Annotated in this window: 18 protein-coding genes; 12 read left to right on the forward strand and 6 right to left on the reverse strand. The window is 62.3% G+C overall.

Features of this window, described 5'->3' with window-relative positions:
• Positions 1 to 2: 2 nt before the first annotated feature.
• The 4 genes from IEC33019_RS03435 to IEC33019_RS03450 all read right to left on the reverse strand — a co-directional run bounded on the left by IEC33019_RS03435 (position 3) and on the right by IEC33019_RS03450 (position 3,804).
• Complete coding sequence (locus IEC33019_RS03435) at positions 3 to 962, reverse strand: AAA family ATPase (RefSeq protein ID WP_043206762.1); 960 nt, start codon at positions 960 to 962, stop codon at positions 3 to 5.
• 329 nt (positions 963 to 1,291) lie between these two features.
• On the reverse strand, positions 1,292 to 2,485 hold the full coding sequence (gene lhgO / locus IEC33019_RS03440) for an L-2-hydroxyglutarate oxidase (protein ID WP_099593043.1): 1,194 nt from the start codon (positions 2,483 to 2,485) through the stop codon (positions 1,292 to 1,294).
• Positions 2,486 to 2,589: 104 nt separating this feature from the next.
• A complete protein-coding gene (locus IEC33019_RS03445; RefSeq protein WP_070092524.1) occupies positions 2,590 to 3,300 on the reverse strand; it encodes a FadR/GntR family transcriptional regulator in 711 nt (236 codons plus the stop codon).
• Positions 3,301 to 3,450: 150 nt separating this feature from the next.
• A complete protein-coding gene (locus IEC33019_RS03450; RefSeq protein WP_070092523.1) occupies positions 3,451 to 3,804 on the reverse strand; it encodes a hypothetical protein in 354 nt (117 codons plus the stop codon).
• Positions 3,805 to 4,142: 338 nt separating this feature from the next.
• Between IEC33019_RS03450 and IEC33019_RS03455 the strand changes: the two genes are divergently transcribed.
• Positions 4,143 to 9,008 carry an NAD-glutamate dehydrogenase gene (locus tag IEC33019_RS03455; protein WP_070092522.1) on the forward strand — a complete coding sequence of 1,622 codons (4,866 nt, stop codon included), beginning with the start codon at positions 4,143 to 4,145 and terminating at the stop codon, positions 9,006 to 9,008.
• An 81-nt stretch (positions 9,009 to 9,089) separates the two neighbouring features.
• On the opposite strand, the gene ppsR is transcribed toward IEC33019_RS03455, so the two are convergent.
• Positions 9,090 to 9,908 carry a posphoenolpyruvate synthetase regulatory kinase/phosphorylase PpsR gene (gene ppsR / locus IEC33019_RS03460; RefSeq protein WP_070092521.1) on the reverse strand — a complete coding sequence of 273 codons (819 nt, stop codon included), beginning with the start codon at positions 9,906 to 9,908 and terminating at the stop codon, positions 9,090 to 9,092.
• A gap of 178 nt (positions 9,909 to 10,086) precedes the next feature.
• Between ppsR and ppsA the strand changes: the two genes are divergently transcribed.
• The 9 genes from ppsA to IEC33019_RS03510 all read left to right on the forward strand — a co-directional run bounded on the left by ppsA (position 10,087) and on the right by IEC33019_RS03510 (position 19,503).
• Positions 10,087 to 12,462 (forward strand): phosphoenolpyruvate synthase, encoded by a 2,376-nt coding sequence (gene ppsA / locus IEC33019_RS03470; RefSeq protein ID WP_070092520.1) that lies wholly within the window; start codon positions 10,087 to 10,089, stop codon positions 12,460 to 12,462.
• A gap of 96 nt (positions 12,463 to 12,558) precedes the next feature.
• Entirely contained in the window at positions 12,559 to 13,551 is a 993-nt protein-coding gene (locus tag IEC33019_RS03475) for an alpha/beta fold hydrolase (protein ID WP_070092519.1), read from the forward strand.
• 155 nt (positions 13,552 to 13,706) lie between these two features.
• On the forward strand, positions 13,707 to 14,198 hold the full coding sequence (rraA, locus tag IEC33019_RS03480; protein WP_043206744.1) for a ribonuclease E activity regulator RraA: 492 nt from the start codon (positions 13,707 to 13,709) through the stop codon (positions 14,196 to 14,198).
• Positions 14,199 to 14,225: 27 nt separating this feature from the next.
• Positions 14,226 to 15,221, forward strand: a complete 996-nt coding sequence (locus IEC33019_RS03485) for a zinc transporter ZntB (RefSeq protein WP_070092518.1) — start codon at positions 14,226 to 14,228, stop codon at positions 15,219 to 15,221.
• 113 nt (positions 15,222 to 15,334) lie between these two features.
• Positions 15,335 to 15,586 (forward strand): CrfX protein, encoded by a 252-nt coding sequence (locus IEC33019_RS03490; RefSeq protein WP_070092517.1) that lies wholly within the window; start codon positions 15,335 to 15,337, stop codon positions 15,584 to 15,586.
• A 2-nt stretch (positions 15,587 to 15,588) separates the two neighbouring features.
• Entirely contained in the window at positions 15,589 to 16,413 is an 825-nt protein-coding gene (locus tag IEC33019_RS03495; protein WP_070092516.1) for a mechanosensitive ion channel family protein, read from the forward strand.
• 112 nt (positions 16,414 to 16,525) lie between these two features.
• A complete protein-coding gene (gene sigX, locus IEC33019_RS03500; RefSeq protein ID WP_043206738.1) occupies positions 16,526 to 17,092 on the forward strand; it encodes an RNA polymerase sigma factor SigX in 567 nt (188 codons plus the stop codon).
• Between the two features lie 110 nt (positions 17,093 to 17,202).
• On the forward strand, positions 17,203 to 18,237 hold the full coding sequence (locus IEC33019_RS03505; protein ID WP_070092515.1) for an OmpA family protein: 1,035 nt from the start codon (positions 17,203 to 17,205) through the stop codon (positions 18,235 to 18,237).
• Positions 18,238 to 18,477: 240 nt separating this feature from the next.
• Positions 18,478 to 19,503, forward strand: a complete 1,026-nt coding sequence (locus IEC33019_RS03510; protein ID WP_070092514.1) for a quinone-dependent dihydroorotate dehydrogenase — start codon at positions 18,478 to 18,480, stop codon at positions 19,501 to 19,503.
• A gap of 100 nt (positions 19,504 to 19,603) precedes the next feature.
• Here IEC33019_RS03510 and rmf read toward each other — a convergent pair whose 3' ends face one another.
• Positions 19,604 to 19,819 (reverse strand): ribosome modulation factor, encoded by a 216-nt coding sequence (gene rmf / locus IEC33019_RS03515; protein ID WP_080642046.1) that lies wholly within the window; start codon positions 19,817 to 19,819, stop codon positions 19,604 to 19,606.
• 552 nt (positions 19,820 to 20,371) lie between these two features.
• Here rmf and rlmKL point away from each other — a divergent pair.
• A complete protein-coding gene (gene rlmKL / locus IEC33019_RS03520; RefSeq protein ID WP_070092513.1) occupies positions 20,372 to 22,564 on the forward strand; it encodes a bifunctional 23S rRNA (guanine(2069)-N(7))-methyltransferase RlmK/23S rRNA (guanine(2445)-N(2))-methyltransferase RlmL in 2,193 nt (730 codons plus the stop codon).
• Between the two features lie 97 nt (positions 22,565 to 22,661).
• Complete coding sequence (locus IEC33019_RS03525; protein WP_099593045.1) at positions 22,662 to 25,055, forward strand: sensor domain-containing diguanylate cyclase; 2,394 nt, start codon at positions 22,662 to 22,664, stop codon at positions 25,053 to 25,055.
• Positions 25,056 to 25,251 lie beyond the last annotated feature (196 nt).

Consider the following 25,251-nt stretch of genomic DNA (forward strand, 5'->3'; position numbering starts at 1 on the left):
GGTCAGGCGACAGCGACGACGTCGAGGATGCGCTGGACCACCCGGTCCTGGTCGATCCCCGCCGCTTCCGCCTCGAAGGACAGGATGATGCGGTGGCGCAACACGTCGAACAGCACCGCCTGGATGTCCTCGGGGCTGACGAAGTCACGCCCGGCCAGCCAGGCGTGGGCGCGTGCGCAGCGGTCCAGCGCGATCGAGCCGCGGGGGCTGGCGCCATAGGCGATCCAGTCGGCCAGCTCGGCGTCGAACTTGGCTGGCGTGCGGGTGGCCATCACCAACTGCACCAGGTATTCCTCCACGGCGTCGGCCATGTACAGACCGAGGATTTCCTTGCGTGCGGCGAAGATCGCTTGCTGGCTGACCCGGCGCTCCGGCTTGACCTCGCCCCCGAGCGCCTCGCCGCGGGCTTGCTGTAGGATGCGCCGTTCCACGGCGGCATCCGGGAAGCCGATCTTCACGTGCATCAGGAAGCGATCGAGCTGGGCCTCGGGCAGGGGATAGGTGCCTTCCTGTTCGATCGGGTTCTGGGTGGCCATGACCAGGAACAGCGGCGACAGCTCGTAGGTGCTGCGTCCGACGCTGACTTGGCGTTCGGCCATGGCTTCGAGCAACGCGGACTGCACCTTGGCCGGCGCCCGGTTGATTTCGTCGGCCAGTACCAGGTTATGGAAGATCGGCCCCTGCTGGAACACGAAGCTGCCGGTTTCCGGACGGTAGATCTCGGTGCCGGTGATATCGGCCGGGAGCAGGTCGGGCGTGAACTGGATGCGGTGGAACTGCGCTTCGATGCCTTCGGCCAGTTCCTTGATGGCCTTGGTCTTGGCAAGGCCTGGTGCGCCTTCGACCAGCATGTGGCCGTCGGCCAGCAGCACGATCAGCAGGCGTTCGACCAGCTTCTCCTGGCCAAGGATCTGGGAGGAAAGAAAGGTGCGCAGCGCGATCAGCGCCTCACGGTGTTCCATCGTCGACGGTTCCTGGGGATAGGCCCTGGCGCGCTGGAAGCGGTTGCCGGGCAGGGGTGGATACTTTAATCCATCCGGGGGGGCGGGGACCAATGGGGGTTTGCAAAATTCGCATAAAGCAGCGGGTGATGTAGAAGCGGCCTTGGGCCGCGAAAGGTCCCGGATCGATGCCTTGGGCAGACATCGTCGGGGCTGCATTGCCATCGGTGAAGTGGCTGTCCGAGCCTGCGACCACGGCCAGGCCACTCCAGCGCCCTCGCGGCCAGGGCCGTCTCGTGTACCGACCCCTGAAGGTTCCTTATTGTCTTTGTATTGGGTTGTGCAGGGGGTCAGTGGGCCTTGAGGATCTTGGCGGCGATCATCTGGCCAATGGGGATGGCGGAGGTGGCTGCAGGCGAGGGCGCGTTGCAGACGTGCACCATGCGCGGGGTCTCGGCGAACAGGAAGTCATGGACCAGGGTGCCGTCGCGCATCACCGCCTGGGCACGGATGCCGGCTTCGTAGGGCAGCAGGTCTTCTACCTCGAGCTGCGGGCAGTACTTGCGGCACTGCTCCAGGTAGCCACGCTTGAACAGCGAGTTCTTCATCTCGGTGGTGCCGGAGCCCAGGTTGTTCCAGATCGTTTTCCAGAAGCCGGGGAAGCGCGCGTACTCGGCCACATCGCGCCAGTTCACCGAAAACTTGCGGTGGTTCTCCCGGCCCAGGCCCAGCACGGCGTTGGGGCCGACGGTGACGCTACCGTCGATCATGCGGGTCAGGTGCACGCCCAGGAACGGCAGGTCCGGGTCGGGGATCGGGTAGATCAGGTGGTTGACGATCTGGTTCTTGCTCGCCGGCAGGCGGTAGTACTCACCGCGGAAGGGGATGATCTGGTGATCGATCTTCACCCCGGCCAGCCGCGCCAGGCGGTCGGATTGCAGGCCGGCGCAGGCGACCAGCTGGCGAGCGCGCCAGCTTTGGCTGTCGCTGCTGATCTCGACGTACTCGCCCTGCTCCTGGATCGCCCGCACGGTAGTGGCCAGGCGAACGTGGCCGCCAGCTTTCTGGATGACCCGGGCCATGGCGTCGCACACCTGCTTGTAGTCGACGATGCCGGTGGCATCGAGAAACAGCGCGCCCTTGCCGACGATGTTTGGCTCTCGACGCTTGAGGTCGGCGGCGTCCAGGCGTTCGACCTTCAGCCCGTTCTGCTGCGAGCGCTCGTACAGGGCCTGCATGCGCTGCATTTCAAGATCGTTGGAGGCCACCAGCAATTTGCCGCAGACATCGAAGGCGATGCCGTGCTCGGTGCAGAAGTCCTTGGTGGCCTGGGCGCCGCGTTTGCACAGGTCGGCCTTGAGGCTGCCCGGTGCGTAGTAGATGCCCGCATGGATCACGCCGCTGTTGTGGCCGGTCTGGTGCAGACCGAGGCTGGCTTCTTTCTCGAGGATCAGCAACGAAGCGCCGGGGCGCTGCTCGAGCAGGGCCATGGCGGTGGCGAGGCCGACGATGCCGCCGCCGATGATGCAGTAGTCGTAAGTCATGCAGGGATTACCTTGGTGTTCTTATCGGTGAATCTGATTATCAGGTTGTCAGACTAAGTGAGGCGTATGAAAGGCTCGCCAGGCCATGTGCGAAGGCTCCGAAATCAGTCGAGGGCGGGAAGGTCGATCTTCAGGCGTCGGGCGGACGCGCGCAGGTGGGCCTCGGCGCAGGCGGCAGCCGCCTGGCGATCGCCGTCGGCGATGGCGTGGTACAGCGCCTGGTGCTCGCGATTGGCGTCGGCAGAACCGCCCAGGGGAAGGGCGGCGGAGTTTTCCCAGGCATTACGCCGCGCGGTGGCCAGTTGGCCGCCGAGAAAGTCGTGGAAGGCCACGAAGTAGTCGTTCTTGCTGGCTTCGGCGATGGCCCGGTGGAAGGCCACGTCGGCTGCTGAGGCGGTGGCCAGGTCGCTGCGGTCATCGAACATCGTCTGCAGGGCCTGGGCCATGCGGGCGAGGTCCGCATCGTCGCGGCGGCGTGCGGCGATCGCGGCGGCCTGGGTCTCGATCCACAGGCGCATTTCGAACATCTGCACGAGGTCTGGCTTGCGCCCGTTGCTGCCGGGGAAGCGGAACACCGTGCCGCACGGGGTTTGCGAGATATAGGAGCCGAGCCCGCGGCGGGCGATGAGCACGCCGTCCGCCTTCAGTTGCGCCACCGCCTCGCGCACCACCGAACGGCTGACATTGAGCTGCTCGGCCAGTTGCTGTTCGGTGGGCAGGCGCGATTCGGCGGCCAGGCGGCCGGAATCGATTTCTGCGCGGATCGCGCTGACCACCCGTTCGACCAAGGTGTCGGGGCGCTGAAGCTCTAGCATGGGATGCTGCCTATTGATCAGGTTGTCAGACAATGCCTGTGGCACGGATGGGATGTCAATGATTTCAAGGGCTTGTAGGGCAGCCCAATGGCGGGGCAAGCTCGCTCCAGCAGGTGTCGCGTCGCACGCGGTACCTGCTGGCGGCAGGGCTCAGAGCTGGCTGACGTAGGTCCCGGTGCCGTCGAGGATATTGCGCAAGGTCAGCTCGACTTCCTCGAGGTCCGTGCCTGGTGAGGTCAGCAGAATCTCCAGTTGCTCCGAGCCCTTGAGTGCATCCCGATCGCCAGCGGCCACTTCGATCAGCAGGCGGTCGGCGCTGAGGGTGATCTTCAGGCCGTCGAGGGTCGAGGGCTCGTCGTCCAGGGTCAGGTCAACGGTGTCCTCGTCGGGGTAACGGGTGAGCAGGAACATCTGCCCCTTGTCGCTGTGGCAGCACAAGGTCGCCATGTTGTCTTCCTCTTCATCGCAGGGCGTGGCGAAGAGCAGGGCGGTTTTCAGTTGCATGGGCAGGCTCAGGTCAAGGAAATGAGAGGGAATTCTGACAGTCTTGAGCGGGGACATAAACGTAAAGTTACCGCCCCTTGACCGAAATTGTCGCAGCGCTGCAAGCCGGGGTGACCGCTCAGTCGTTAAGCTGCCCAGTCGATGGACACCCGTAAAGCCACAGCCTCCGGTGGCAGTCGTCTTTGCAGGTGCCCATCCATGGAATGGATGGACGTGCCGATCGCGTCCAACGCCTGGTTTTTCACCGTCCTGTCGCCACAGGTTGGCTATCGTTGACCTTTGACGGCGGACGCACGCGACGCTTCACCTAATAACAAAGCCCAAGCGGAGTACCACAGATGGCGTTCTTCACCGCAGCCAGCAAAGCCGACTTCCAGCATCAACTGCAAGCGGCCCTGGCGCAGCACATCAGCGAGCAGGCACTGCCACAAGTGGCGCTGTTCGCCGAACAGTTCTTCGGCATCATCTCTCTGGACGAACTCACCCAGCGCAGGCTTTCCGACCTGGCGGGCTGCACCCTCTCTGCCTGGCGCATCATCGAGCGCTTCGACCCCGAACACCCGCAGGTGCGGGTCTACAACCCCGATTACGAACGCCATGGCTGGCAATCGACCCACACCGTGGTCGAGGTGTTGCACCACGACCTGCCGTTTTTGGTCGACTCGGTGCGCACCGAACTCAACCGCCGCGGCTACAGCATCCACACCCTGCAGACCACCGTGCTGAGCGTGCGCCGCGGCGCCAAGGGCGAGCTGGTGGAATTGCTGCCTAAAGGCACCCAGGGCGAAGGCATCCGCCACGAATCGCTGATGTACCTGGAGATCGACCGCTGCTCCAGCGCTGGCGAGCTGACCACCCTGACCAAGGAACTCGAGCAGGTACTGGCCGAGGTGCGCGTGGCGGTGGCCGACTTCGAGCCGATGAAGGCCAAGGTCCGCGACCTGCTGGCACTGGTGGAGCAGACCGCGTTCGGTCCGGCGCAACACGACAAGGCCGAGGTGAAGAGCTTCCTGTCGTGGCTGCTGGACAACCATTTCACCTTCCTCGGTTACGAAGAGTTCGTGGTCGAGTCCGACGCCGATGGCGGCCACTTGGTCTATGACGAAGGCTCGTTCCTCGGCCTGACCCGCCTGCTGCGCGCAGGCCTGGGCGCCGACGACCTGCGTATTGAAGACTACGCTGTCGCCTACCTGCGCGAGCCCGAGCTGCTGTCGTTCGCCAAGGCCTCGCAGCCGAGCCGTGTGCACCGGCCGGCATATCCGGACTACGTGTCGATCCGCCAGATCGACGCCGACGGCAAGGTCATCAAGGAGTGCCGCTTCATGGGCCTGTACACCTCCTCGGTGTATGGCGAGAGCGTGCGCACCATTCCGTACATCCGTGGCAAGGTCGCCGAAGTCGAGCGCCGCTCCCACTTCGACGCCAAGGCCCACCTGGGCAAGGAACTGGCCCAGGTGCTCGAAGTGCTGCCGCGTGACGACCTGTTCCAGACGCCGGTGGACGAGCTGTTCACCACGGTCATGTCGATCGTGCAGATCCAGGAGCGCAACAAGATCCGCGTGTTCCTGCGCAAGGACCCATACGGCCGCTTCTGCTATTGCCTGGCCTACGTGCCGCGTGAAATCTATTCCACCGAAGTGCGCCAGAAGATCCAGCAGGTGCTGATGGAGCGCCTGAAGGCCAGCGACTGCGAGTTCTGGACATTCTTCTCTGAGTCGGTGCTGGCGCGTGTCCAGCTCATTCTGCGGGTCGATCCGAAGAACCGCATCGACCTGGACCCGCAGCAACTGGAAAACGAAGTCATCCAGGCCTGCCGTTCCTGGCAGGACGACTACTCCGCCCTGGTGGTGGAGAACTTCGGCGAAGCCCAGGGTACCAACATCCTGGCCGACTTCCCCAAAGGCTTCCCGGCCGGCTACCGCGAGCGCTTCGCCGCCCATTCGGCGGTCGTCGACATGCAGCATGTGCTGGCGCTGTCCGAGAGCAAGCCGCTGGCGATGAGCTTCTACCAGCCGCTGACCCGCCTGGGGGACCGACTGCTGCACTGCAAGCTGTATCACGCCGATACCCCGCTGGCGCTGTCGGATGTGCTGCCGATCCTGGAAAACCTCGGCCTGCGCGTGCTCGGTGAGTTCCCGTACCGCCTGCGTCACGCCAGTGGCCGCGAGTACTGGATCCACGACTTCGCCTTCACCTACAGCGAAGGCCTGGACCTGGACATCCAGCAGCTCAACGACATCCTGCAGGATGCCTTCATCCATATCGTCAAGGGCGACGCCGAGAACGACGCCTTCAACCGCCTGGTGCTGACCGCCGGCCTGCCGTGGCGTGACGTGGCGCTGCTGCGTGCCTACGCCCGCTACCTCAAGCAGATCCGCCTGGGCTTCGACCTGGGCTACATCGCCAGCACCCTGAACAACCACACCGACATCGCCCGCGAGCTGACCCGGTTGTTCAAGACCCGCTTCTACCTGGCGCGCAAGCTCACCAATGAAGACCTGGACGACAAGCAGCAACGCTTGGAGCAGGCCATCCTCAGCGCTCTGGACGAGGTCCAGGTGCTTAACGAAGACCGGATCCTGCGTCGCTACCTGGACCTGATCAAGGCTACTCTGCGCACCAACTTCTACCAGCCGGACGCCAGCGGCCAGAACAAGTCGTACTTCAGCTTCAAGTTCAATCCCAAGCTGATCCCCGAGCTGCCCAAGCCAGTGCCGAAGTTCGAGATCTTCGTCTACTCGCCACGGGTCGAGGGCGTGCACCTGCGCTTTGGTAACGTCGCCCGCGGCGGCCTGCGTTGGTCGGATCGCGAGGAAGACTTCCGCACCGAAGTGCTCGGCCTGGTCAAGGCCCAGCAGGTGAAGAACTCGGTGATCGTGCCGGTGGGCGCCAAGGGGGGCTTCCTGCCGCGTCGCCTGCCGCTGGGCGGTAGCCGCGACGAGATCCAGGCCGAGGGCATCGCCTGCTATCGGATCTTCATCTCGGGCCTGCTCGACATCACCGACAACCTCAAGGACGGCGGCGTGGTGCCCCCGGCCAACGTAGTGCGTCACGATGACGATGACCCGTACCTGGTGGTGGCCGCGGACAAAGGCACCGCGACCTTCTCCGACATCGCCAACGGCATCGCCATCGACTACGGCTTCTGGCTGGGCGACGCCTTTGCCTCCGGTGGCTCGGCCGGTTACGACCACAAGAAGATGGGCATCACTGCCCGTGGCGCCTGGGTCGGCGTGCAGCGTCACTTCCGCGAACGCGGCATCAACGTGCAGGAAGATCCGATCACCGTGGTCGGTGTCGGCGACATGGCTGGCGATGTGTTCGGCAACGGTCTGCTGATGTCCGACAAGCTCAAGCTGGTGGCGGCGTTCAACCACCTGCACATCTTCATCGACCCGAATCCGGACCCGGCCACCAGCTTCGTCGAGCGCAAGCGCCTGTTCGAGCTGCCGCGTTCGGCCTGGAGCGACTACGACACCAGCATCATGTCCGAAGGCGGCGGGATCTTCCCGCGTAGCGCCAAGAGCATCGCCATCACCCCGCAGATGAAGGAACGCTTCGCCATCGAAGCCGACCGTCTGACGCCGACCGAACTGCTGCACGCGCTGCTGCAGGCTCCGGTGGACCTGCTGTGGAACGGTGGTATCGGCACCTACGTCAAGGCCAGCAGCGAAAGCCACGCCGATGTCGGCGATAAGGCCAACGATGCCCTGCGGGTCAACGGCAACGAGCTGCGCTGCAAGGTGGTGGGCGAGGGCGGCAACCTGGGCATGACCCAGCTCGGTCGCGTCGAGTTCGGCCTCAACGGCGGCGCGACCAACACCGACTTCATCGACAACGCCGGCGGCGTGGACTGCTCCGACCACGAGGTCAACATCAAGATCCTGCTCAACGAAGTGGTGCAGGGTGGCGACATGACCGAGAAGCAGCGTAACCAGCTGCTGGGCAGCATGACCGACGAAGTCGCTTCGTTGGTGCTGGGCAACAACTACAAGCAGACCCAGGCCCTGTCCCTGGCGGCCCGCCGAGCCCTTGAGCGGATCGCCGAGTACAAGCGCCTGATGGCTGACCTGGAGTCCCGTGGCAAGCTGGACCGGGCCATCGAGTTCCTGCCGTCCGAGGAGCAATTGGCCGAGCGCCTGGCCGCAGGCCAGGGCCTGACCCGGGCCGAACTCTCGGTGTTGATCTCCTACAGCAAGATCGACCTCAAGGAGCAGTTGCTCAAGTCGCTGGTGCCGGACGACGACTACCTGACCCGCGACATGGAGAACGCGTTCCCGCCGTCGCTGGTCAGCAAGTTCGCCGAGGCCATGCGCCGTCACCGCCTCAAGCGCGAAATCGTCAGCAACCAGATCGCCAACGACCTGGTCAACAACATGGGCATCACCTTCGTCCAGCGTCTGAAGGAGTCCACTGGCATGAGCCCGGCCAACGTCGCCGGTGCCTACGTGATCGTGCGGGATATCTTCCACCTGCCGCACTGGTTCCGTCAGATCGAGGCATTGGACTACCAGGTCCCGGCCGAGATCCAGCTGACCCTGATGGACGAGCTGATGCGTTTGGGCCGTCGCGCGACCCGCTGGTTCCTGCGCAGTCGCCGCAACGAGCAGGACGCTGGCCGCGACGTGGCGCACTTTGGGCCGAAAATCGCCCAGTTGGGTTTGAAGCTCGACGAGTTGTTGGAAGGACCGACCCGCGATCGCTGGCAGCAGCGCTACCAGGGCTTCGTCGAAGCTGGGGTGCCGGAATTGCTGGCACGCATGGTTGCAGGCACCACTCACCTGTACACCTTGTTGCCCATCATCGAAGCCTCGGATGTCACCGGTCATGACCCTGCTCAGGTGGCCAAGGCATTCTTCGCCGTGGGCAGCTCGCTGGACCTGACCTGGTACCTGCAGGAGATCAGCAACCTTCCGGTGGAGAACAACTGGCAGGCCTTGGCTCGCGAGGCGTTCCGCGACGACATCGACCTGCAGCAGCGGGCAATCACCATCTCCGTGTTGCAGATGGCCGATGCGCCGGACGATATGGACGCCCGCGTGGCACTGTGGTGTGAGCAGCATCGCGTGATGGCTGAGCGCTGGCGCGCCATGCTCGATGACCTGCGCAATGCCACCGGCACCGACTATGCGATGTACGCGGTGGCCAACCGCGAGCTGGTCGACCTGGCCATGAGTGGGCAGGCGGCGGTGATTCCGTCCTGAACCAGGCGTTGAGGTAAAAAGAAGCCCCGGCAGTGATGCCGGGGCTTTTTCATTTTCATCGCGGCCTTTGTAGGAGCGGTGTTACTTGAACCTGCGCTCGACGCCTTTCTCGACCAGGATCTTGGCCGAGATTTCCTCCACCGAGAAATGCGTGGAGTTGATGTGCGGGATGTTCTCTCGGCGGAACAGGCTCTCCACCTCGCGCACTTCGAACTCGCATTGGGCGAAGCTCGAATAGCGGCTGTTGGGTTTGCGCTCGTGGCGGATGGCGGTGAGGCGGTCAGGGTCGATGGTCAGGCCAAACAGCTTGTGATGGTACTTCTTGAGTACCGGCGGCAACTGCAATCGCTCCATGTCGTCTTCGGTCAGCGGGTAGTTGGCCGCACGGATGCCGAATTGCATGGCCATGTACAAACACGTCGGCGTCTTGCCGCATCGCGACACGCCCACGAGGATCAGGTCGGCTTTGTCGTAATAATGGGTACGCGCGCCATCGTCGTTATCGAGGGCAAAGTTGACGGCCTCGATGCGCTCCATGTAGTTGGAGTTGCCGCCAATCGAGTGGGACTTACCCACGGAATACGACGAATGGGCAGTCAATTCCTGCTCGAGTGGGGATAAAAACGTCGAAAAGATGTCGATCATGAAGCCGTTCGACGTTGCCAGGATTTCTCGGATGTCCTGGTTGACGATGGTGTCGAAAATGATCGGCCGCATGCCGTCCCGTTCGGCGGCAGCATTGATTTGCTGCACCATGCTCCGGGCTTTGTCCGGGGTGTCGATGTAGGGGCGGGTGAATTTATTGAAAGGAATGCTTTCGAATTGTGCGAGCAGGCTTTGGCCCAGTGTTTCTGCAGTGATGCCGGTACCGTCGGAGATGAAGAACGCGGATCGTTTCATTTGCACCCTGGGCCTTAAGCTGCCGAAGTTTTCTGGAGTATGATAGGTTCGGTTTGCCGAACGCGACTGTTCGGCATTCTCACTTATTTTCCAGGTCCAGGCCACAAGCGTCCGGCCAAGTCAGTGTGACAGGCGGCCGCCCTTGAGCTTTTCCAATACAGTTAGTGGAGAGATCACCTTGGTTGAGTACGTAGTTTCCCTCGATAAGCTCGGCGTCCATGATGTAGAGCATGTGGGGGGCAAGAACGCATCCCTGGGCGAGATGATCAGTAACCTCGCAGGTGCCGGCGTATCGGTGCCGGGCGGCTTTGCCACTACGGCTCAGGCGTACCGCGATTTTCTCGAGCAGAGTGGCCTGAACGACCGCATCCATGCGGCCCTGGACGCATTGGATGTCGATGACGTCAACGCCTTGGCCAAGACCGGCGCGCAGATCCGCCAATGGGTCATGGACGCCGAATTCCCGGCGCGTCTGGATGCCGAAATCCGCACTGCCTTCGCCGAAATGTCCCAAGGCAACGACAACATGGCCGTCGCCGTGCGTTCCTCGGCCACCGCTGAAGACCTGCCCGACGCCTCCTTCGCAGGTCAGCAGGAAACCTTCCTGAACATCCGTGGCGTGGACAACGTGATTCGCGCTGCCAAGGAGGTATTCGCCTCCCTGTTCAACGACCGTGCCATCGCCTACCGCGTCCATCAAGGCTTCGACCACAAGCTGGTCGCCCTGTCCGCCGGCGTGCAGCGCATGGTTCGTTCGGAAACCGGTACCGCCGGCGTGATGTTCACCCTCGACACCGAGTCGGGCTTCCGTGACGTGGTGTTCATCACCGGCGCCTACGGCCTGGGCGAGACCGTGGTCCAGGGGGCGGTCAACCCTGACGAATTCTACGTGCACAAGAGCACCCTGCAGGCCGGCCGCCCAGCCATCTTGCGCCGCAACCTGGGCAGCAAGGCCATCAAGATGATCTACGGCGACGAGGCCAAGGCCGGTCGTTCGGTCAAGACCGTCGATGTCGATCGCGCTGACCGTGCGCGCTTCTGCCTGAGCGACGCCGAAGTCACCGAACTGGCCAAGCAGGCCATGATCATCGAGCAGCACTACCAGCGCCCGATGGACATCGAATGGGCCAAGGACGGTGATGACGGCAAGCTGTACATCGTCCAGGCACGTCCCGAGACCGTGAAGAGCCGCTCCAGCGCCAATGTCATGGAGCGCTACCTGCTCAAGGAAAAGGGCACCGTCCTGGTGGAAGGCCGCGCCATCGGCCAGCGCATCGGCGCTGGCAAGGTCCGTGTGATCCACGACGTGTCCGAGATGGATAAGGTCCAGCCAGGCGACGTGCTGGTCTCCGACATGACCGACCCGGATTGGGAACCTGTGATGAAGCGCGCCAGCGCCATCGTTACCAACCGCGGCGGACGTACCTGCCACGCGGCGATCATCGCCCGTGAGCTGGGCATCCCAGCGGTCGTCGGTTGCGGCAACGCCACCCAGGTGCTCAAGGACGGCCAGGGCGTGACCGTCTCCTGCGCCGAAGGCGACACCGGCTTCATCTTCGAAGGCGAACTGGGCTTCGACATCAAGCAGAACTCGGTCGACGCCATGCCGGAGCTGCCGTTCAAGATCATGATGAACGTCGGCAACCCGGACCGCGCCTTCGACTTCGCCCAACTGCCCAATGCCGGCGTGGGGCTGGCGCGTCTTGAGTTCATCATCAACCGCATGATCGGTGTGCACCCCAAGGCACTGCTCAACTACGCGGGCCTGCCAGCAGACCTCAAAGAGAGCGTCGACAAGCGCGTAGCCGGTTACTCCGACCCGGTCGGCTTCTATGTAGAGAAGCTGGTCGAGGGCATCAGCACCCTGGCTGCGGCGTTCTATCCGAAGAAGGTCATCGTGCGCCTGTCGGACTTCAAGTCCAACGAGTATGCCAACCTGATCGGCGGCAAGCTGTACGAGCCAGAAGAAGAGAACCCGATGCTGGGCTTCCGTGGCGCCTCGCGCTACATCAGCGAGTCGTTCCGTGACTGCTTCGAACTCGAATGCCGCGCCCTCAAGCGTGTGCGCGACGAGATGGGCCTGACCAACGTCGAGATCATGGTGCCGTTCGTGCGTACCCTGGGCGAGGCGAGCCAGGTGGTCGACCTGCTGGCCGAAAACGGCCTGGGCCGTGGCGTCAATGGTCTGCGCGTGATCATGATGTGCGAACTGCCATCCAACGCCCTGCTGGCCGATGAGTTCCTCGAGTACTTCGACGGCTTCTCCATCGGCTCGAACGATCTGACCCAGCTGACCTTGGGCCTGGACCGTGACTCCGGCATCATTGCCCACCTGTTCGACGAGCGTAACCCGGCCGTGAAGAAGCTGCTGGCCAACGCCATCGCGGCGTGCAACAAGGCCGGCAAGTACATCGGTATCTGTGGTCAGGGCCCTTCGGACCACCCGGACCTGGCCAAATGGCTGATGGAGCAGGGCATCGAGAGCGTTTCGCTGAACCCGGACTCGGTGCTCGAGACCTGGTTCTTCCTGGCCGAGGATCAAAGCGCGGCATGATGCAATGAACGCGGGAGCGCTTCGCGGCGCTCCTGCCTGGTTTCTTCCAGGGCGAGTTCCAGCGATGGATCCCGCCCTTTTTTGTGCAATCGACCTATGCAAAGCAGCAGTACCCTGTTTCCCGTGGCCTTGCTCAGCGCTGAGCGTCGGGGTGACCTGAGCGAGGATGTGTACCGGATCAAGGCCGGTAACAGCCCCGACCCCAGCGTCGAGCTGGCCGTCACGCGCCTCGGGCTGGCCGACCAGACCGCAGCCCAAGGTGTGCCGGTGATTCTCCTGCACGGCAGCTTCTCCAACCGCCGCTTCTGGTATTCGCCCAAGGGCGTCGGCCTGGGCGCCTTTCTGGCGCGCGCCGGGTTCGATGTGTGGATCCCGGAAATGCGTGGACACGGTCTTTCGCCCCGTAACCGCCACTGGCGACACAACCGCGTGGCCGACTACGCCCGCTTCGACTTGCCGGTGATCGGCGCGTTCATCCAGGAACAGGCCGGGCAGGCGCCGCATTGGATCGGCCACTCCCTGGGCGGCACCATCCTCGCCGCAGCCTTGGGCGGTGCGTATCTGCCAGTCGAGCAGGTGGCCAGTGCGGCGTTCTTCGGCACCCAGGTCAGTCGCGTCTATTGGCCTTTGAAAGTCCCCCCTGTGGCCTGGAGCGCCCGTTTGCTGCTCAAGCGCCTGGGGCAGTTGTCTGGCACGCGGCTCAAACGTGGCCCGGAGGACGAACCGATCGGCCTGGCCCTCGAAACCCTGGGCTGGCATGGCCTGTTCGGGCGTTTCGGTGACAAGGACGACGACTGGTGGGCGGGGCTCGCGGATGTGGATGTGCCGGTGCTGGCAGTGGCCGGTGCGGCGGACTACCAGGACCCGGTCTGGGCGTGCCGCAAGCTGTTCGAGCAGTTGGGAGGGGCACGCAAGCAGTTCCTGCGCCTGGGGACACAGGAGGGCTTTGACGCGTTCGGGCATGTGGACATGCTGGTCAGCAAAGCAGCCCAGACGCAGGTCTGGCCATTGGTGGAGCGCTGGTTGAAGGCGCCGGATTCGCCCTTGCCTGGGGCTGTGGTGGTTGCTGAATCTGTGCCGGTCCGCTGAGCGTCGTGGTGCTGTCTCGGGTGCTCTGCGGGGCACGCCCGCGCACACCCGCGACAAGTATCAATGTTGACTGGCCAGTCTCGGATGACTGCGGGGCCTTCCCCGGTGTAGCCTTGCTCAAACCTTGCTTTCATTGTGACTGACAGGAGTTTCCCATGCAGCATTACGTAACGCCCGACCTGTGCGACGCCTACCCGGACCTGGTCCAGGTACTGGAGCCGATGTTCAGCAACTTTGGTGGCCGCGACTCCTTCGGTGGCCAGATCGTCACGATCAAATGCTTCGAGGACAACTCGCTGGTCAAGGAGCAGGTCGAGCTCGATGGCAAGGGCAAGGTCCTGGTGGTGGACGGCGGTGGTTCACTGCGCCGCGCGCTGCTTGGCGACATGCTTGCCGAAAAGGCAGCCAAGAATGGTTGGGAAGGCCTGGTGATCTACGGTTGCGTGCGTGATGTGGACGTGCTGGTTCAGACCGATGTCGGTGTCCAGGCCCTGGCCAGTCACCCGATGAAGACCGACAAGCGCGGTATTGGCGATCTCAACGTGGCCGTGACTTTCGCCGGGGTGACCTTCCGCCCGGGCGAATACGTGTATGCCGACAACAATGGCGTGATCGTCTCGCCAAGCCCGCTGAAGATGCCGGAGTGATGCGCCGCGCGCGCTGATGGAGCAGGAATGTTCGAGGAAGACAACGCGCAGTGGGGGCTGGTCCACGCCCTGGTGCTCGATGGTAAAGGCGGTGCGCGCTCGATTGCCCGGACAGCACTGGACGATCTGCAGTTGCAGCCAGGGGAAAGCCTCTGGTTGCACTGGGATCGCAGCCATCCCCAGACCCGTACCTGGCTGCTGCAGGAAAGCGGCCTGAGTGAGTTCGCCTGCGACCTGCTGCTGGAGGAGAACACGCGTCCGCGCCTGCTGCCTTTGGCCGATGAACAAATGCTGTTGTTCCTGCGCGGCGTGAATCTCAATCCTGGCGCCGAGCCTGAGGACATGGTCTCGGTGCGGATCTTCGCCGAGGCCCGGCGTGTGATTTCGTTGCGCCTGCGGCCGCTGCGTGCCAGTGATGAAGTGCTCCAGCAACTGGATGAGGGCAGGGGGCCGAAGTCGGCCTCCGAACTGTTGCTGCTGATGGGCGAGCTGCTCACCGAAAAGGTCCAGGCGTTGGTCAGTGACCTGTCGGAAGTGGTCGATCTGGAAGAAGAGAAGGTGGAAGCCGACGAGCGGTATGCCCCGGCCCAGGGCAGCTTGCAGCAGATCCGTCGTCGCGCCGCAGGCTTGCGGCGTTTTCTTGCCCCGCAGCGAGAACTCTATGCCCAGCTCTCGCGCAATAAATGGAGCTGGTTCGCCGAAGGTGATGCCGATTACTGGAACGAGCTGAACAACAGCTTGATCCGCTATCTCGAAGAGCTCGAGCTGACTCGCGAACGGGCCGCGCTGGTGCTGGAAAGCGAGGACCGACGGCGCAGCGAACGGATGAACCGGACCATGTACCGTTTCGGCATCATCACTTGCATCTTCCTGCCGATGAGCTTCGTCACCGGCCTGCTGGGTATCAATGTCGGCGGCATCCCAGGGGCTGAAAGCTCGTATGGTTTTTTGCTCGCCTGCGCCGTGGTGCTCGGGCTGGCGGCAGGGCAATGGTGGCTGTTCCGGCGATTGCGCTGGGTGTGATGGGCTGTCCGGGCAGGGGTGATGCATGAGGCATTTTGAAACATTCGTCCCACATTCATGTGTGACCTGTAGTCCCGAGCCCTCGTCTTTGACAGACATTGCGCGAGGTGCCTATGCACGATCCGTTTGAAGAATCCTTGCGCGACCTGCTCAAGGCATCGCCGTCCGGCAAGGACCGAGACGATGCCGCATGCTTGGGTCGCGTCCTGAAGACCGCTAACCGCCAGGTCGGTGCGGGCGATCTGTTCAGCTTGCTGGGGCGCTGGAGCCAGGCACTGATGATCGCTGTGAACAATGGCTCGGCGCATATCGCGCCGGTGCGTCGCAACCCTGCCGCTGGCAGAAAAGCAGATAAGGCCGATTGAATATGGAACTCGATCTCTGGACCCAGAGTCTGGTCACCGCCATGACCGCCCTTTGGACCAAAGTGGCGAACTTCATCCCCAACCTGTTCGGCGCCCTGGTCGTGGTGCTGCTCGGTTTCGTGGTAGCCAAGCTGCTCGATACGCTGTTGTCCAAGCTGCTGGCCAAGTTCGGCCTGGACCGCCTGATGAGCGGTACCGGTCTGACCAAGATGCTCGGTCGGGTGGGTATCCAGGTACCGATTTCCACCTTGATCGGCAAGATCGTCTATTGGTTCGTGTTGCTGATTTTCCTGGTTTCGGCTGCCGAGTCCTTGGGCCTTGAGCGTGTCTCGGCTACCTTGGACATGCTCGCCCTTTACCTGCCCAAGGTGTTTGGTGCAGCCCTGGTGCTGCTGGCGGGCGTGTTGCTGGCGCAACTGGCCAATGGTTTGGTACGTGGCGCTGCCGAAGGTGTCGGTCTGGAGTATGCCGCAGGCGTCGGGCGTATCGCCCAGGGCCTGGTGATCATCATCAGCATCTCGGTTGCGATCAGCCAGTTGGAGGTCAAGACCGACCTGCTCAACCATGTGATCGTCATCGGCTTGATTACCGTTGGTCTGGCCGTTGCCTTGGCGATGGGCCTGGGCAGCCGTGAAATCGCGGGGCAAATCCTGGCCGGAATCTACGTGCGTGAACTCTACCAAGTGGGCCAGCAGGTGCGGATTGGAGAGGTCGAAGGGCACATCGAGGAGATCGGCACGGTCAAGACGACCTTGCTGACGGATGATGGCGAATTGGTGTCGCTTTCGAACCGAGAATTGCTCGAGCAGCGAGTCAATAGCCGCTAACCGCACAAAAGCTGTTAATGTATGCCGCCGCGAAAACGGCCCAAGGGGCCGCGCGGCGACATTGACCTGACTGTCGGCCAGATCCGTTTTGAATAAAGTTCATTCGCCGCCCATGCGCTATGACCCCCGCGAGCTCACCGATGAGGAATTGGTGGCGCGTTCGCATGAGGAGCTGTATCACGTAACGCGCGCCTATGAAGAGCTCATGCGGCGCTACCAGCGGACCCTGTTCAACGTCTGCGCGCGTTATCTGGGGAACGACCGGGATGCCGACGATGTCTGTCAGGAAGTGATGCTGAAGGTGCTCTACGGTCTGAAGAACTTCGAGGGTAAGTCGAAGTTCAAGACCTGGCTCTACAGCATCACCTACAACGAATGCATTACCCAGTACCGCAAGGAACGTCGCAAACGACGGTTGATGGATGCCTTGAGTCTGGACCCTGTCGAAGAGGCGTCCGAAGAGAAGGCACCCAAGGCCGAAGAGAAGGGCGGGCTGGATAGATGGCTGGTGCATGTGAACCCGATCGATCGGGAAATTCTGGTGCTTCGATTTGTCGCAGAGCTGGAGTTTCAGGAGATCGCCGATATCATGCACATGGGTCTGAGCGCCACGAAAATGCGCTACAAGCGTGCGCTCGACAAGCTTAGAGAGAAATTTACGGGGTTGGCTGAAACTTAGCGCCTCGGAAATATCTCTAACCAATCGGCAAGTTCTGCTAGACTTGCCGTCGAGTTGTCCCCCGGATGTTGGTGGGACTGCTTAACTATCACCAGATGGGGATTTAACGGATGAAATTGAAAAACACCTTGGGCTTGGCCATTGGTTCGCTTGTAGCCGCCACTTCGTTTGGCGCTCTGGCACAAGGTCAAGGCGCCGTCGAGACCGAACTCTTCTACAAGAAAGAGTTCTTCGACAGCCAGCGCGACTTCAAGAACGACGGCAACCTGTTCGGTGGCTCGATCGGTTACTTCCTGACCGACGACGTCGAACTGCGTCTGGGCTATGACGAAGTTCACAACGCTCGTGGCGAAGACGGCAAGAACATCAAGGGCTCCAACACCGCCCTGGACGCCGTTTACCACTTCAACAACCCGTACGACGCCATCCGTCCATACGTTTCGGCTGGTTTCTCGCACCAGAGCCTGGGCCAGACCGGTCGCGGTGGTCGTAACCAGTCCACCTTCGCCAACGTTGGCGCTGGCGCCAAGTGGTACATCACTGACATGTTCTACGCCCGTGCTGGCGTCGAAGCTCAGTACAACATCGACCAGGGCGACACCGAGTGGGCTCCTAGCGTCGGTATCGGCATGAACTTCGGCGGTAGCCCGAAGCAAGCTGAAGCTGCTCCGGCTCCTGTTGCTGAAGTCTGCTCCGACAGCGACAACGACGGCGTTTGCGACAACGTCGACAAGTGCCCAGACACCCCGGCCAACGTTACCGTTGACGCCGACGGCTGCCCGGCTGTTGCCGAAGTCGTACGTGTTGAGCTGGACGTCAAGTTCGACTTCGACAAGTCGGTCGTCAAGCCAAACAGCTACGGTGACATCAAGAACCTGGCTGACTTCATGAAGCAGTACCCACAAACCACCACCACCGTTGAAGGTCACACCGACTCCGTTGGTCCAGACGCTTACAACCAGAAGCTGTCCGAGCGTCGTGCCAATGCTGTCAAGCAGGTTCTGACCCAGCAGTACGGTGTTGAATCCAGCCGTATCGACTCGGTTGGCTACGGTGAGACCCGTCCGGTTGCTGACAACGCCACCGAAGAAGGCCGCGCCATCAACCGTCGCGTTGAAGCTCAGGTCGAAGCCCAGGCCAAGTAATTTGGTTTGATGCTTCACGAAAAACCCGGCCTCGGCCGGGTTTTTCTTTTTCCAGGGTGCAGCTTTGTCGTGCGGCCAGCCCTGGCGTTCTACCTCAAATACCGTATTCAACGGGGTGCTCGCCCTCATAGGAGCATGACGTGCGCCCGTGGCAAAGCAACCCATGTGCCAAGGGCCCTGTCGTCCGAGCCGCGTGGTGGCTATAATCGCCCCCTCACTCACCGCGAGTCTTGCCTGCCCATGTATACCCTGGCCCGCCAGCTGTTGTTCAAGCTTTCCCCGGAAACCTCCCACGACCTGTCCCTGGACCTGATCGGTGCCGGTGGCCGCCTCGGTCTCAATGGCCTACTGTGCAAGCAGCCTGCGGCCTTGCCTGTGACGGTCATGGGCTTGAACTTTGCCAATCCGGTGGGCCTTGCTGCAGGCCTGGACAAGAATGGCGCTGCCATCGATGGCTTCGCCCAGCTAGGGTTCGGTTTCGTCGAGATCGGTACCGTGACGCCGCGCCCGCAACCGGGCAACCCCAAGCCGCGGCTGTTCCGGCTGCCGGAGGCCACCGCGATCATCAATCGGATGGGCTTCAACAACCTGGGTGTCGATCACTTGTTGGCCCGGGTGCGTGCGTCGCGCTATGACGGTGTGCTTGGCATCAATATCGGCAAGAATTTCGACACCCCCGTAGAGCGTGCGGTGGACGACTACCTGATCTGCCTGGAAAAAGTCTACGCAGACGCCAGTTACATCACCGTCAACGTCAGTTCACCGAACACCCCAGGCCTGCGTACCCTGCAGTTCGGCGACTCGCTCAAGCAACTGCTTCAGGCTCTGGCTGTGCGTCGCGAGGAGCTGGTAAACAAGCACGGTAAGCGTGTGCCGCTGGCAATCAAGATCGCCCCAGACATGACTGACGAAGAAACGGCCATGGTGGCCTCGGCATTGCTCGAGACGGGCATGGACGCGGTGATCGCGACCAACACCACCCTGAGCCGTGAAGGCGTCCAGGGCCTGCCGTATGGTGACGAGGCGGGCGGTTTGTCTGGCGCGCCAGTGCTTGAGAAAAGCACTCACACCGTGAAAGTGTTGGCAGGAGAACTGGCCGGAAAGTTGCCGATCATCGCTGCCGGCGGTATCACCGAGGGGCGTCATGCAGCCGAAAAGATCGCGGCTGGTGCGAGCCTGGTGCAGATCTACTCGGGCTTCATCTATAAAGGGCCTGCGCTGATTCGTGAGGCAGTGGACGCGATCGCTGCCTTGCCACGTTCATAAAAAAGGCAGGCATAAAAAAGGGCCCCACGAAGGGGCCCCTGGGCCTCAGCCCGCCGCCCGGATAGGGCGCGCATGGTGACTCGAATTCAGTGTCCTCGTCTCAGCCAACGGCGTGATTTTCGTTGAGTCTCTGGATGCCTGCGGTGCCGGTCATACCATCCCAGTTATCGCCCCGGCCTTCCCGCCAGCCATTGATCCAGGCTTGACGCACGGACGGCAGATTGAAGGGGCAAAGCTCGCGGGATTTGCCGGTAACCCCGTATTGGTAGCCACGTGAATATGCTCTTTCCAACGGATCACGCTTAAGTCTTCTCATAGGGTGTTGCCCTCACTTGTTGACTGTAATGTCCCGTCGGCCTCTCCGAGGCCGGGCAGAATCGTTCTGCCGGTGTGCGCTCGCTGCCGGCGTGGCGAGCAGAAAGTGTTGCCTCGTTGCGAGACAACCTAAAGCCAGTTCTAACCAAAGCGAGTCACAGTGTGAATGATCGATTTGTCATAAGGACGTAACGTTTCATAGAGTCAAAGGATAAGTAAATAAATGCGACTCAACGTGATTTGCCGTTGAGCCCGCTATGATCAGGGTTCAGTGCCCCTTGCAGTCATCTGGCCAGCGTCTTGGGCCGATGTGCGGTAACAATTTGAAATGCGACGAAGGGTCACATTGGCCTCCGCGTCGCTGGAAATTTTCATACTGCCTGACGATCTAACCCACTTCGCAAGGTGTGAAGGGGCTTGTCGTTCAGGTGGCCCGGCCTTCCCGGACTGCGGGCGAGGCCACCCGGGCGCCTGCTGGAAGGGCGTGCGGGCAAACATCGGCGGGGCGATGCGTCGGCCCGTCACTCAATCAGCCCAAGGCTCTGGATTGCTCATGTCGGACCGTTTCGAACTTTATCTCACCTGCCCCAAAGGTCTTGAAGGCCTGCTCGCCGAGGAAGCCCGCAACCTGGGCCTGGACGATGTGCGTGAGCACACCTCGGCCATCCGCGGCTCGGCCGACATGGAAACCGCTTACCGCCTGTGTCTGTGGTCGCGCCTGGCCAACCGAGTGCTGCTGGTACTCAAGCGTTTCTCCATGAAAAACGCCGATGAACTCTATAACGGTGTGCATGGGGTCGATTGGCAAGATCACCTGGCGGCCGATGGCACCTTGGCGGTGGAGTTCAGTGGCCACGGTTCGGGAATCGACAACACCCATTTCGGTGCCCTCAAGGTCAAGGACGCGATCGTCGACAAGCTTCGCAACCGCGAAGGCCAGCGCCCGTCCGTGGACAAGATCGATCCGGATGTGCGCGTGCACCTGCGCCTGGATCGTGGCGAGGCGATTCTCTCCTTGGACCTGTCTGGACACAGCCTGCATCAACGCGGCTATCGCCTGCAGCAAGGTGCCGCGCCGTTGAAAGAGAACCTGGCGGCGGCGGTACTGATCCGCGCCGGCTGGCCACGCATCGCCGCTGAAGGCGGGGCCCTGGCCGACCCTATGTGCGGGGTGGGTACCTTCCTGGTGGAGGCGGCAATGATGGCCGCCGATATCGCCCCCAATCTCAAGCGTGAGCGCTGGGGCTTCACTGCCTGGCTTGGCCATGTGCCGGCGTTGTGGCGCAAGGTTCATGAAGAAGCCCGGGCCCGTGCGCAGGAAGGCCTGGCCAGGCCCCCGCTGTGGATTCGTGGCTATGAAGCCGACCCACGACTGATCCAGCCAGGGCGCAACAACGTCGAACGGGCAGGTCTGGGCGACTGGGTGAAGATCTATCAGGGCGAAGTCGGCAGCTTCGAACCGCGCCCGGACCAGAACCAGAAAGGCCTGGTCATCAGCAACCCACCCTACGGTGAGCGTCTCGGTGACGAAGCCAGCCTGCTGTACCTCTACCAAAACCTCGGTGAGCGCTTGCGTCAGGCCTGCCTGGGCTGGGAGGCGGCAGTGTTCACCGGCGCCCCTGAGCTGGGCAAGCGCATGGGTATTCGCAGCCACAAGCAGTACGCCTTCTGGAACGGCGCCTTGCCGTGCAAGCTGCTGCTGTTCAAGGTCCAGCCCGACCAATTCGTCACTGGCGAGCGTCGCCAGGCCGAGTCGGACCCAGACACCGCACGGCGCCCGACAGCGGTGGCCAATGAGCCGGCGCGCTTGTCCGAAGGCGCGCAGATGTTCGCCAACCGCCTGCAGAAGAACCTCAAGCAATTGGGCAAGTGGGCCCGTCGCGAGCAGGTCGATTGCTACCGCTTGTATGACGCCGACATGCCGGAATATGCCCTGGCGGTAGACCTCTACCACGACTGGGTGCACGTGCAGGAATATGCCGCGCCACGCTCGGTCGATCCGGACAAGGCCCAGGCGCGTCTGCTCGATGCCCTGGCCGCCATCCCTCAGGCGCTGGGTATCGACCCGCAGCGTGTGGTGCTCAAGCGTCGGGAGCGCCAGAGCGGGACGCGTCAGTACGAACGCCAAGGTGCCGAGGGCCGTTTCCAGGAGGTGAACGAAGGTGGCGTGAAGCTGCTGGTCAACCTCACGGACTACCTGGACACCGGTCTGTTCCTCGATCACCGTCCGATCCGTCTGCGTATCCAGCGCGAGGCGTCCGGCAAGCGCTTCCTCAATCTGTTCTGCTACACCGCGACGGCCACGGTACACGCGGCCAAGGGCGGTGCTCGCAGCACCACTAGCGTCGATTTATCCAAGACCTACCTGGACTGGGCGCGCCGCAACCTGGCACTCAACGGTTTCTCTGACCGCCACCGCCTGGAGCAGGGGGACGTGATGGCCTGGCTGGAAGGCAACCGGGACAGCTACGACCTGATCTTCATCGACCCGCCGACCTTCTCTAACTCCAAGCGCATGGAAGGGGTGTTCGACGTGCAGCGCGATCATGTGCAGTTGCTGGATCTGGCCATGGCCCGCCTGGCGCCGGGCGGTGTGCTGTACTTCTCCAACAACTTCCGCAAGTTCCAGCTCGACCCGAGCCTGGTCGAGCGTTATGCCGTCGAGGAGATCAGCAACCAGACCCTGGACCCTGATTTCGCGCGTAACAATCGAATTCACCGGGCATGGCGCATTCAGGCGCGATAGGCGACGTGTACGAGGTTGCGTGGCTAGTGGCCAATAGCTATAACTGACCCGAAGGGCCCGACAAATTCGCAGGACGCTGACGTGATGAGATCGCTTTATGTCGAAGTGTGGCGTTCGTGCGAAGGTGCTCGGCATGTTCCGCGAAGCGCTGCCCGCCTGGGGGGTGGCGCTGGTGGTTTTGGTCGCTGGCGGGCTGTTGACGGCGGCCTTGGCCATTGCCACGCAGAGTTTCTACCTGCAGCAACTGCGTCAGCGCTTCGAGCTGCTGGCCAATGAGCGTTTTAGTCGCATCGCCGAACGCTTCGAGGATCAGGAGCAGCGTCTGGATGGCCTGCGACGGTTTTTCAGTTACTCCAACGAAATCACCCCCCAGGAATTCGATGGCTACGCCCGGCCATTGTTGTACCGGACCCAGGCATATTCCTGGGCGCCCCGGGTCGATGCCGAACAACGCGCGGATTTCGAACGACGCGCAAGCGCGTGGCTAGAACAGCATTACCAGATCCGTGATCAGGACGCCCAAGGTGTCTGGCACCCTGCGCCTGAGCACGACCATTACTATCCGGTGCTCTATACCCAGGCTGTATCCCTGCAAGGGCAGCCCTATGGGCTGCCCTTGCAGGGACAGCCCCTACGGGAAGAGACCCTTGCTCGGGCTTCGTCACCTGGCAACATGGCGGTGTCCGCGCCGCTGGACATGATCAACGTCGAGCCTGCGTATGCCCGTGGGGTGCTGATCGTGGCGCCAGTGTTCGCCGACAGTGATCCTAGTGGATTGCCTTCTGGTTATGTCATGGCCTTGTTGAGCATGCAGCGCTTGATTGCCGAAGGGCTACCGCCTGCAACGGATGACAACTTGGTGGTGCGCATACTCGATGCTTCCGGAGCCAAAGGGGCGGAAGTGCTGTTCGACTCACGAAACACCGTCGCCTCAGTACCCCTGGCCAGTACCCACCTTTTGCATCTGGCTGATCACCACTACCAACTCGACATCCGTCCCAGTCAGGCCTTTCTCAAGGCCAACCGCTCCTCGGCAGTGGTGGCAGTCAGCTTGTTGGGCGGTTTGCTCAGCGTGTTGCTCAGTGCCTTGCTCTACAGTTTGTTCAGTCAGCGCCAGCGTGCGCTTGCACTGGTCGACCAGCGTACCGCCGAACTGCAGATCAGTGAGCAGTCCCTGCGTGAAACTCACAATCGACTGCGCAGCGTGCTGGACGCTGCGACCCAGGTCGCGATCATCGCCACCAATCTCAAGGGGCTGGTCAGCACCTTCAATGCCGGCGCCGAGCGCATGCTGGGGTACTCGGCAAGCGAAGCCATTGGTCAGTTGCGGCTCGAGGAGCTGGTACCCCCCGAGGAGCTCAGTCAGCGCGCCCATGCCTTGAGCGTGCGTTATGGGCGTGAGATGGGCGGTGGCCAGGCGATGTTCGCCGAAACCGTGCAGGAAAAAGGGGCCGAGGCGGGGGAGTGGACCTTGGTGCGCAAGGATGGCAGCCACTTGCTGGCCAACATGCTAGTCACCGCGGTGCTCGACGAGCAGGGCCTGTGGGTGGGGTATCTGGCCATCTGCATCGACGTTACTGAACGGCGGCGTGTCCATGAAGCGCTGGCGGCTCGTGATCGGTTGTTGGAGAAACTCAGTGCTGAAGTGCCCGGCGGGATCTACCAGTACCGCCTGGATGCCGATGGACACTCCTGTTTCCCTTATGCCAGCCAAGGTCTTCACGATATCTATGAAGTCGATTTGCAGATACTGCGCGAGGATGCCTCGGCGGTGTTCGACCGCATCCATCCTGACGACCTGGAGCGTGTCCGTCGCTCGGTCCGTTACTCGGCCGTGCACTTGACACCTTGGCGTGAAGAATACCGCGTGATATTGCCCCAGGCGGGCTTGCGGTGGGTTCGTGGAGAGGCCACCCCGGAGGTCGGCGAGGCGGGGTGTACCTTGTGGCATGGCTACCTGACGGACATCTCCGACCTCAAGCGGGTGGAGGAAGAGCTTCGGGCGCTCTCAGTCACCGATGCCTTGACCGGCATCCATAACCGTCGGCATTTTCAGGAACGGCTGCAGAACGAGTTGGAGCGTGCTCAGCGTGATGGGTTGGACCTGGCGGTGATCATGCTGGATATCGATCATTTCAAGCGGATCAACGATCAGTACGGTCATGCGGTGGGCGATCACGTGTTGCGCAGCCTTTGCCAGCGGATTGGCAATCGCCTGCGGCGTACCGATGTGTTTTGCCGTTTGGGTGGTGAGGAGTTCATGGTGCTTTGCCCTGGCAGCAACGCCGAGCAGGCGCGATCGTTGGCGGTGGAGCTGTGGCAGGGGGTTCGCAGTGTTCCGATTGATGGGGTGGGCCGGGTGACGGCGAGTTTCGGCGTGGCGGGCTGGCGGCCGGGGGAGGGGGCTGATGCGTTGCTGTTGCGGGCTGATGCGGGGGTTTATGCGGCCAAGCAGGCGGGGCGGGACCGGGTCGAGGCGGAGTTGCTCTGAGGCTGGGCTTTTGTGGTTTTGTGTTGGTTGTTGGTTGTTGGTGTTGTGGGCAGATCCGTTTGCTTGGGTGATGCTGCGCAAGCCTCGATCTCGCGACTTCGGCTACGCCGAAGGGCGCTACGCGCCTGCACCTCCAGACATCTCCGCTCGGCCCAAATTACAGGCGGCGCCTGGGTTGGCGTTGTTTTTTCAGTGA

The organism is Pseudomonas putida (assembly GCF_002741075.1).
Lineage (GTDB): Bacteria > Pseudomonadota > Gammaproteobacteria > Pseudomonadales > Pseudomonadaceae > Aquipseudomonas > Aquipseudomonas putida_T.

What these genes read in the sequence shown, in the direction of transcription:
- rmf (WP_080642046.1), bottom strand. Translation starts at nt 19,819, where the DNA reads ATGAGAAGACTTAAGCGTGATCCGTTGGAAAGAGCATATTCACGTGGC.
- lhgO (WP_099593043.1), bottom strand. Translation starts at nt 2,485, where the DNA reads ATGACTTACGACTACTGCATCATCGGCGGCGGCATCGTCGGCCTCGCC.
- IEC33019_RS03510 (WP_070092514.1), top strand. Translation starts at nt 18,478, where the DNA reads ATGTATACCCTGGCCCGCCAGCTGTTGTTCAAGCTTTCCCCGGAAACC.
- IEC33019_RS03485 (WP_070092518.1), top strand. Translation starts at nt 14,226, where the DNA reads ATGTTCGAGGAAGACAACGCGCAGTGGGGGCTGGTCCACGCCCTGGTG.
- IEC33019_RS03525 (WP_099593045.1), top strand. Translation starts at nt 22,662, where the DNA reads ATGTCGAAGTGTGGCGTTCGTGCGAAGGTGCTCGGCATGTTCCGCGAA.
- rraA (WP_043206744.1), top strand. Translation starts at nt 13,707, where the DNA reads ATGCAGCATTACGTAACGCCCGACCTGTGCGACGCCTACCCGGACCTG.
- IEC33019_RS03490 (WP_070092517.1), top strand. Translation starts at nt 15,335, where the DNA reads ATGCACGATCCGTTTGAAGAATCCTTGCGCGACCTGCTCAAGGCATCG.
- IEC33019_RS03450 (WP_070092523.1), bottom strand. Translation starts at nt 3,804, where the DNA reads ATGCAACTGAAAACCGCCCTGCTCTTCGCCACGCCCTGCGATGAAGAG.
- IEC33019_RS03435 (WP_043206762.1), bottom strand. Translation starts at nt 962, where the DNA reads ATGGAACACCGTGAGGCGCTGATCGCGCTGCGCACCTTTCTTTCCTCC.
- IEC33019_RS03505 (WP_070092515.1), top strand. Translation starts at nt 17,203, where the DNA reads ATGAAATTGAAAAACACCTTGGGCTTGGCCATTGGTTCGCTTGTAGCC.
- rlmKL (WP_070092513.1), top strand. Translation starts at nt 20,372, where the DNA reads ATGTCGGACCGTTTCGAACTTTATCTCACCTGCCCCAAAGGTCTTGAA.
- IEC33019_RS03495 (WP_070092516.1), top strand. Translation starts at nt 15,589, where the DNA reads ATGGAACTCGATCTCTGGACCCAGAGTCTGGTCACCGCCATGACCGCC.
- ppsR (WP_070092521.1), bottom strand. Translation starts at nt 9,908, where the DNA reads ATGAAACGATCCGCGTTCTTCATCTCCGACGGTACCGGCATCACTGCA.
- sigX (WP_043206738.1), top strand. Translation starts at nt 16,526, where the DNA reads ATGCGCTATGACCCCCGCGAGCTCACCGATGAGGAATTGGTGGCGCGT.
- IEC33019_RS03445 (WP_070092524.1), bottom strand. Translation starts at nt 3,300, where the DNA reads ATGCTAGAGCTTCAGCGCCCCGACACCTTGGTCGAACGGGTGGTCAGC.
- IEC33019_RS03475 (WP_070092519.1), top strand. Translation starts at nt 12,559, where the DNA reads ATGCAAAGCAGCAGTACCCTGTTTCCCGTGGCCTTGCTCAGCGCTGAG.
- IEC33019_RS03455 (WP_070092522.1), top strand. Translation starts at nt 4,143, where the DNA reads ATGGCGTTCTTCACCGCAGCCAGCAAAGCCGACTTCCAGCATCAACTG.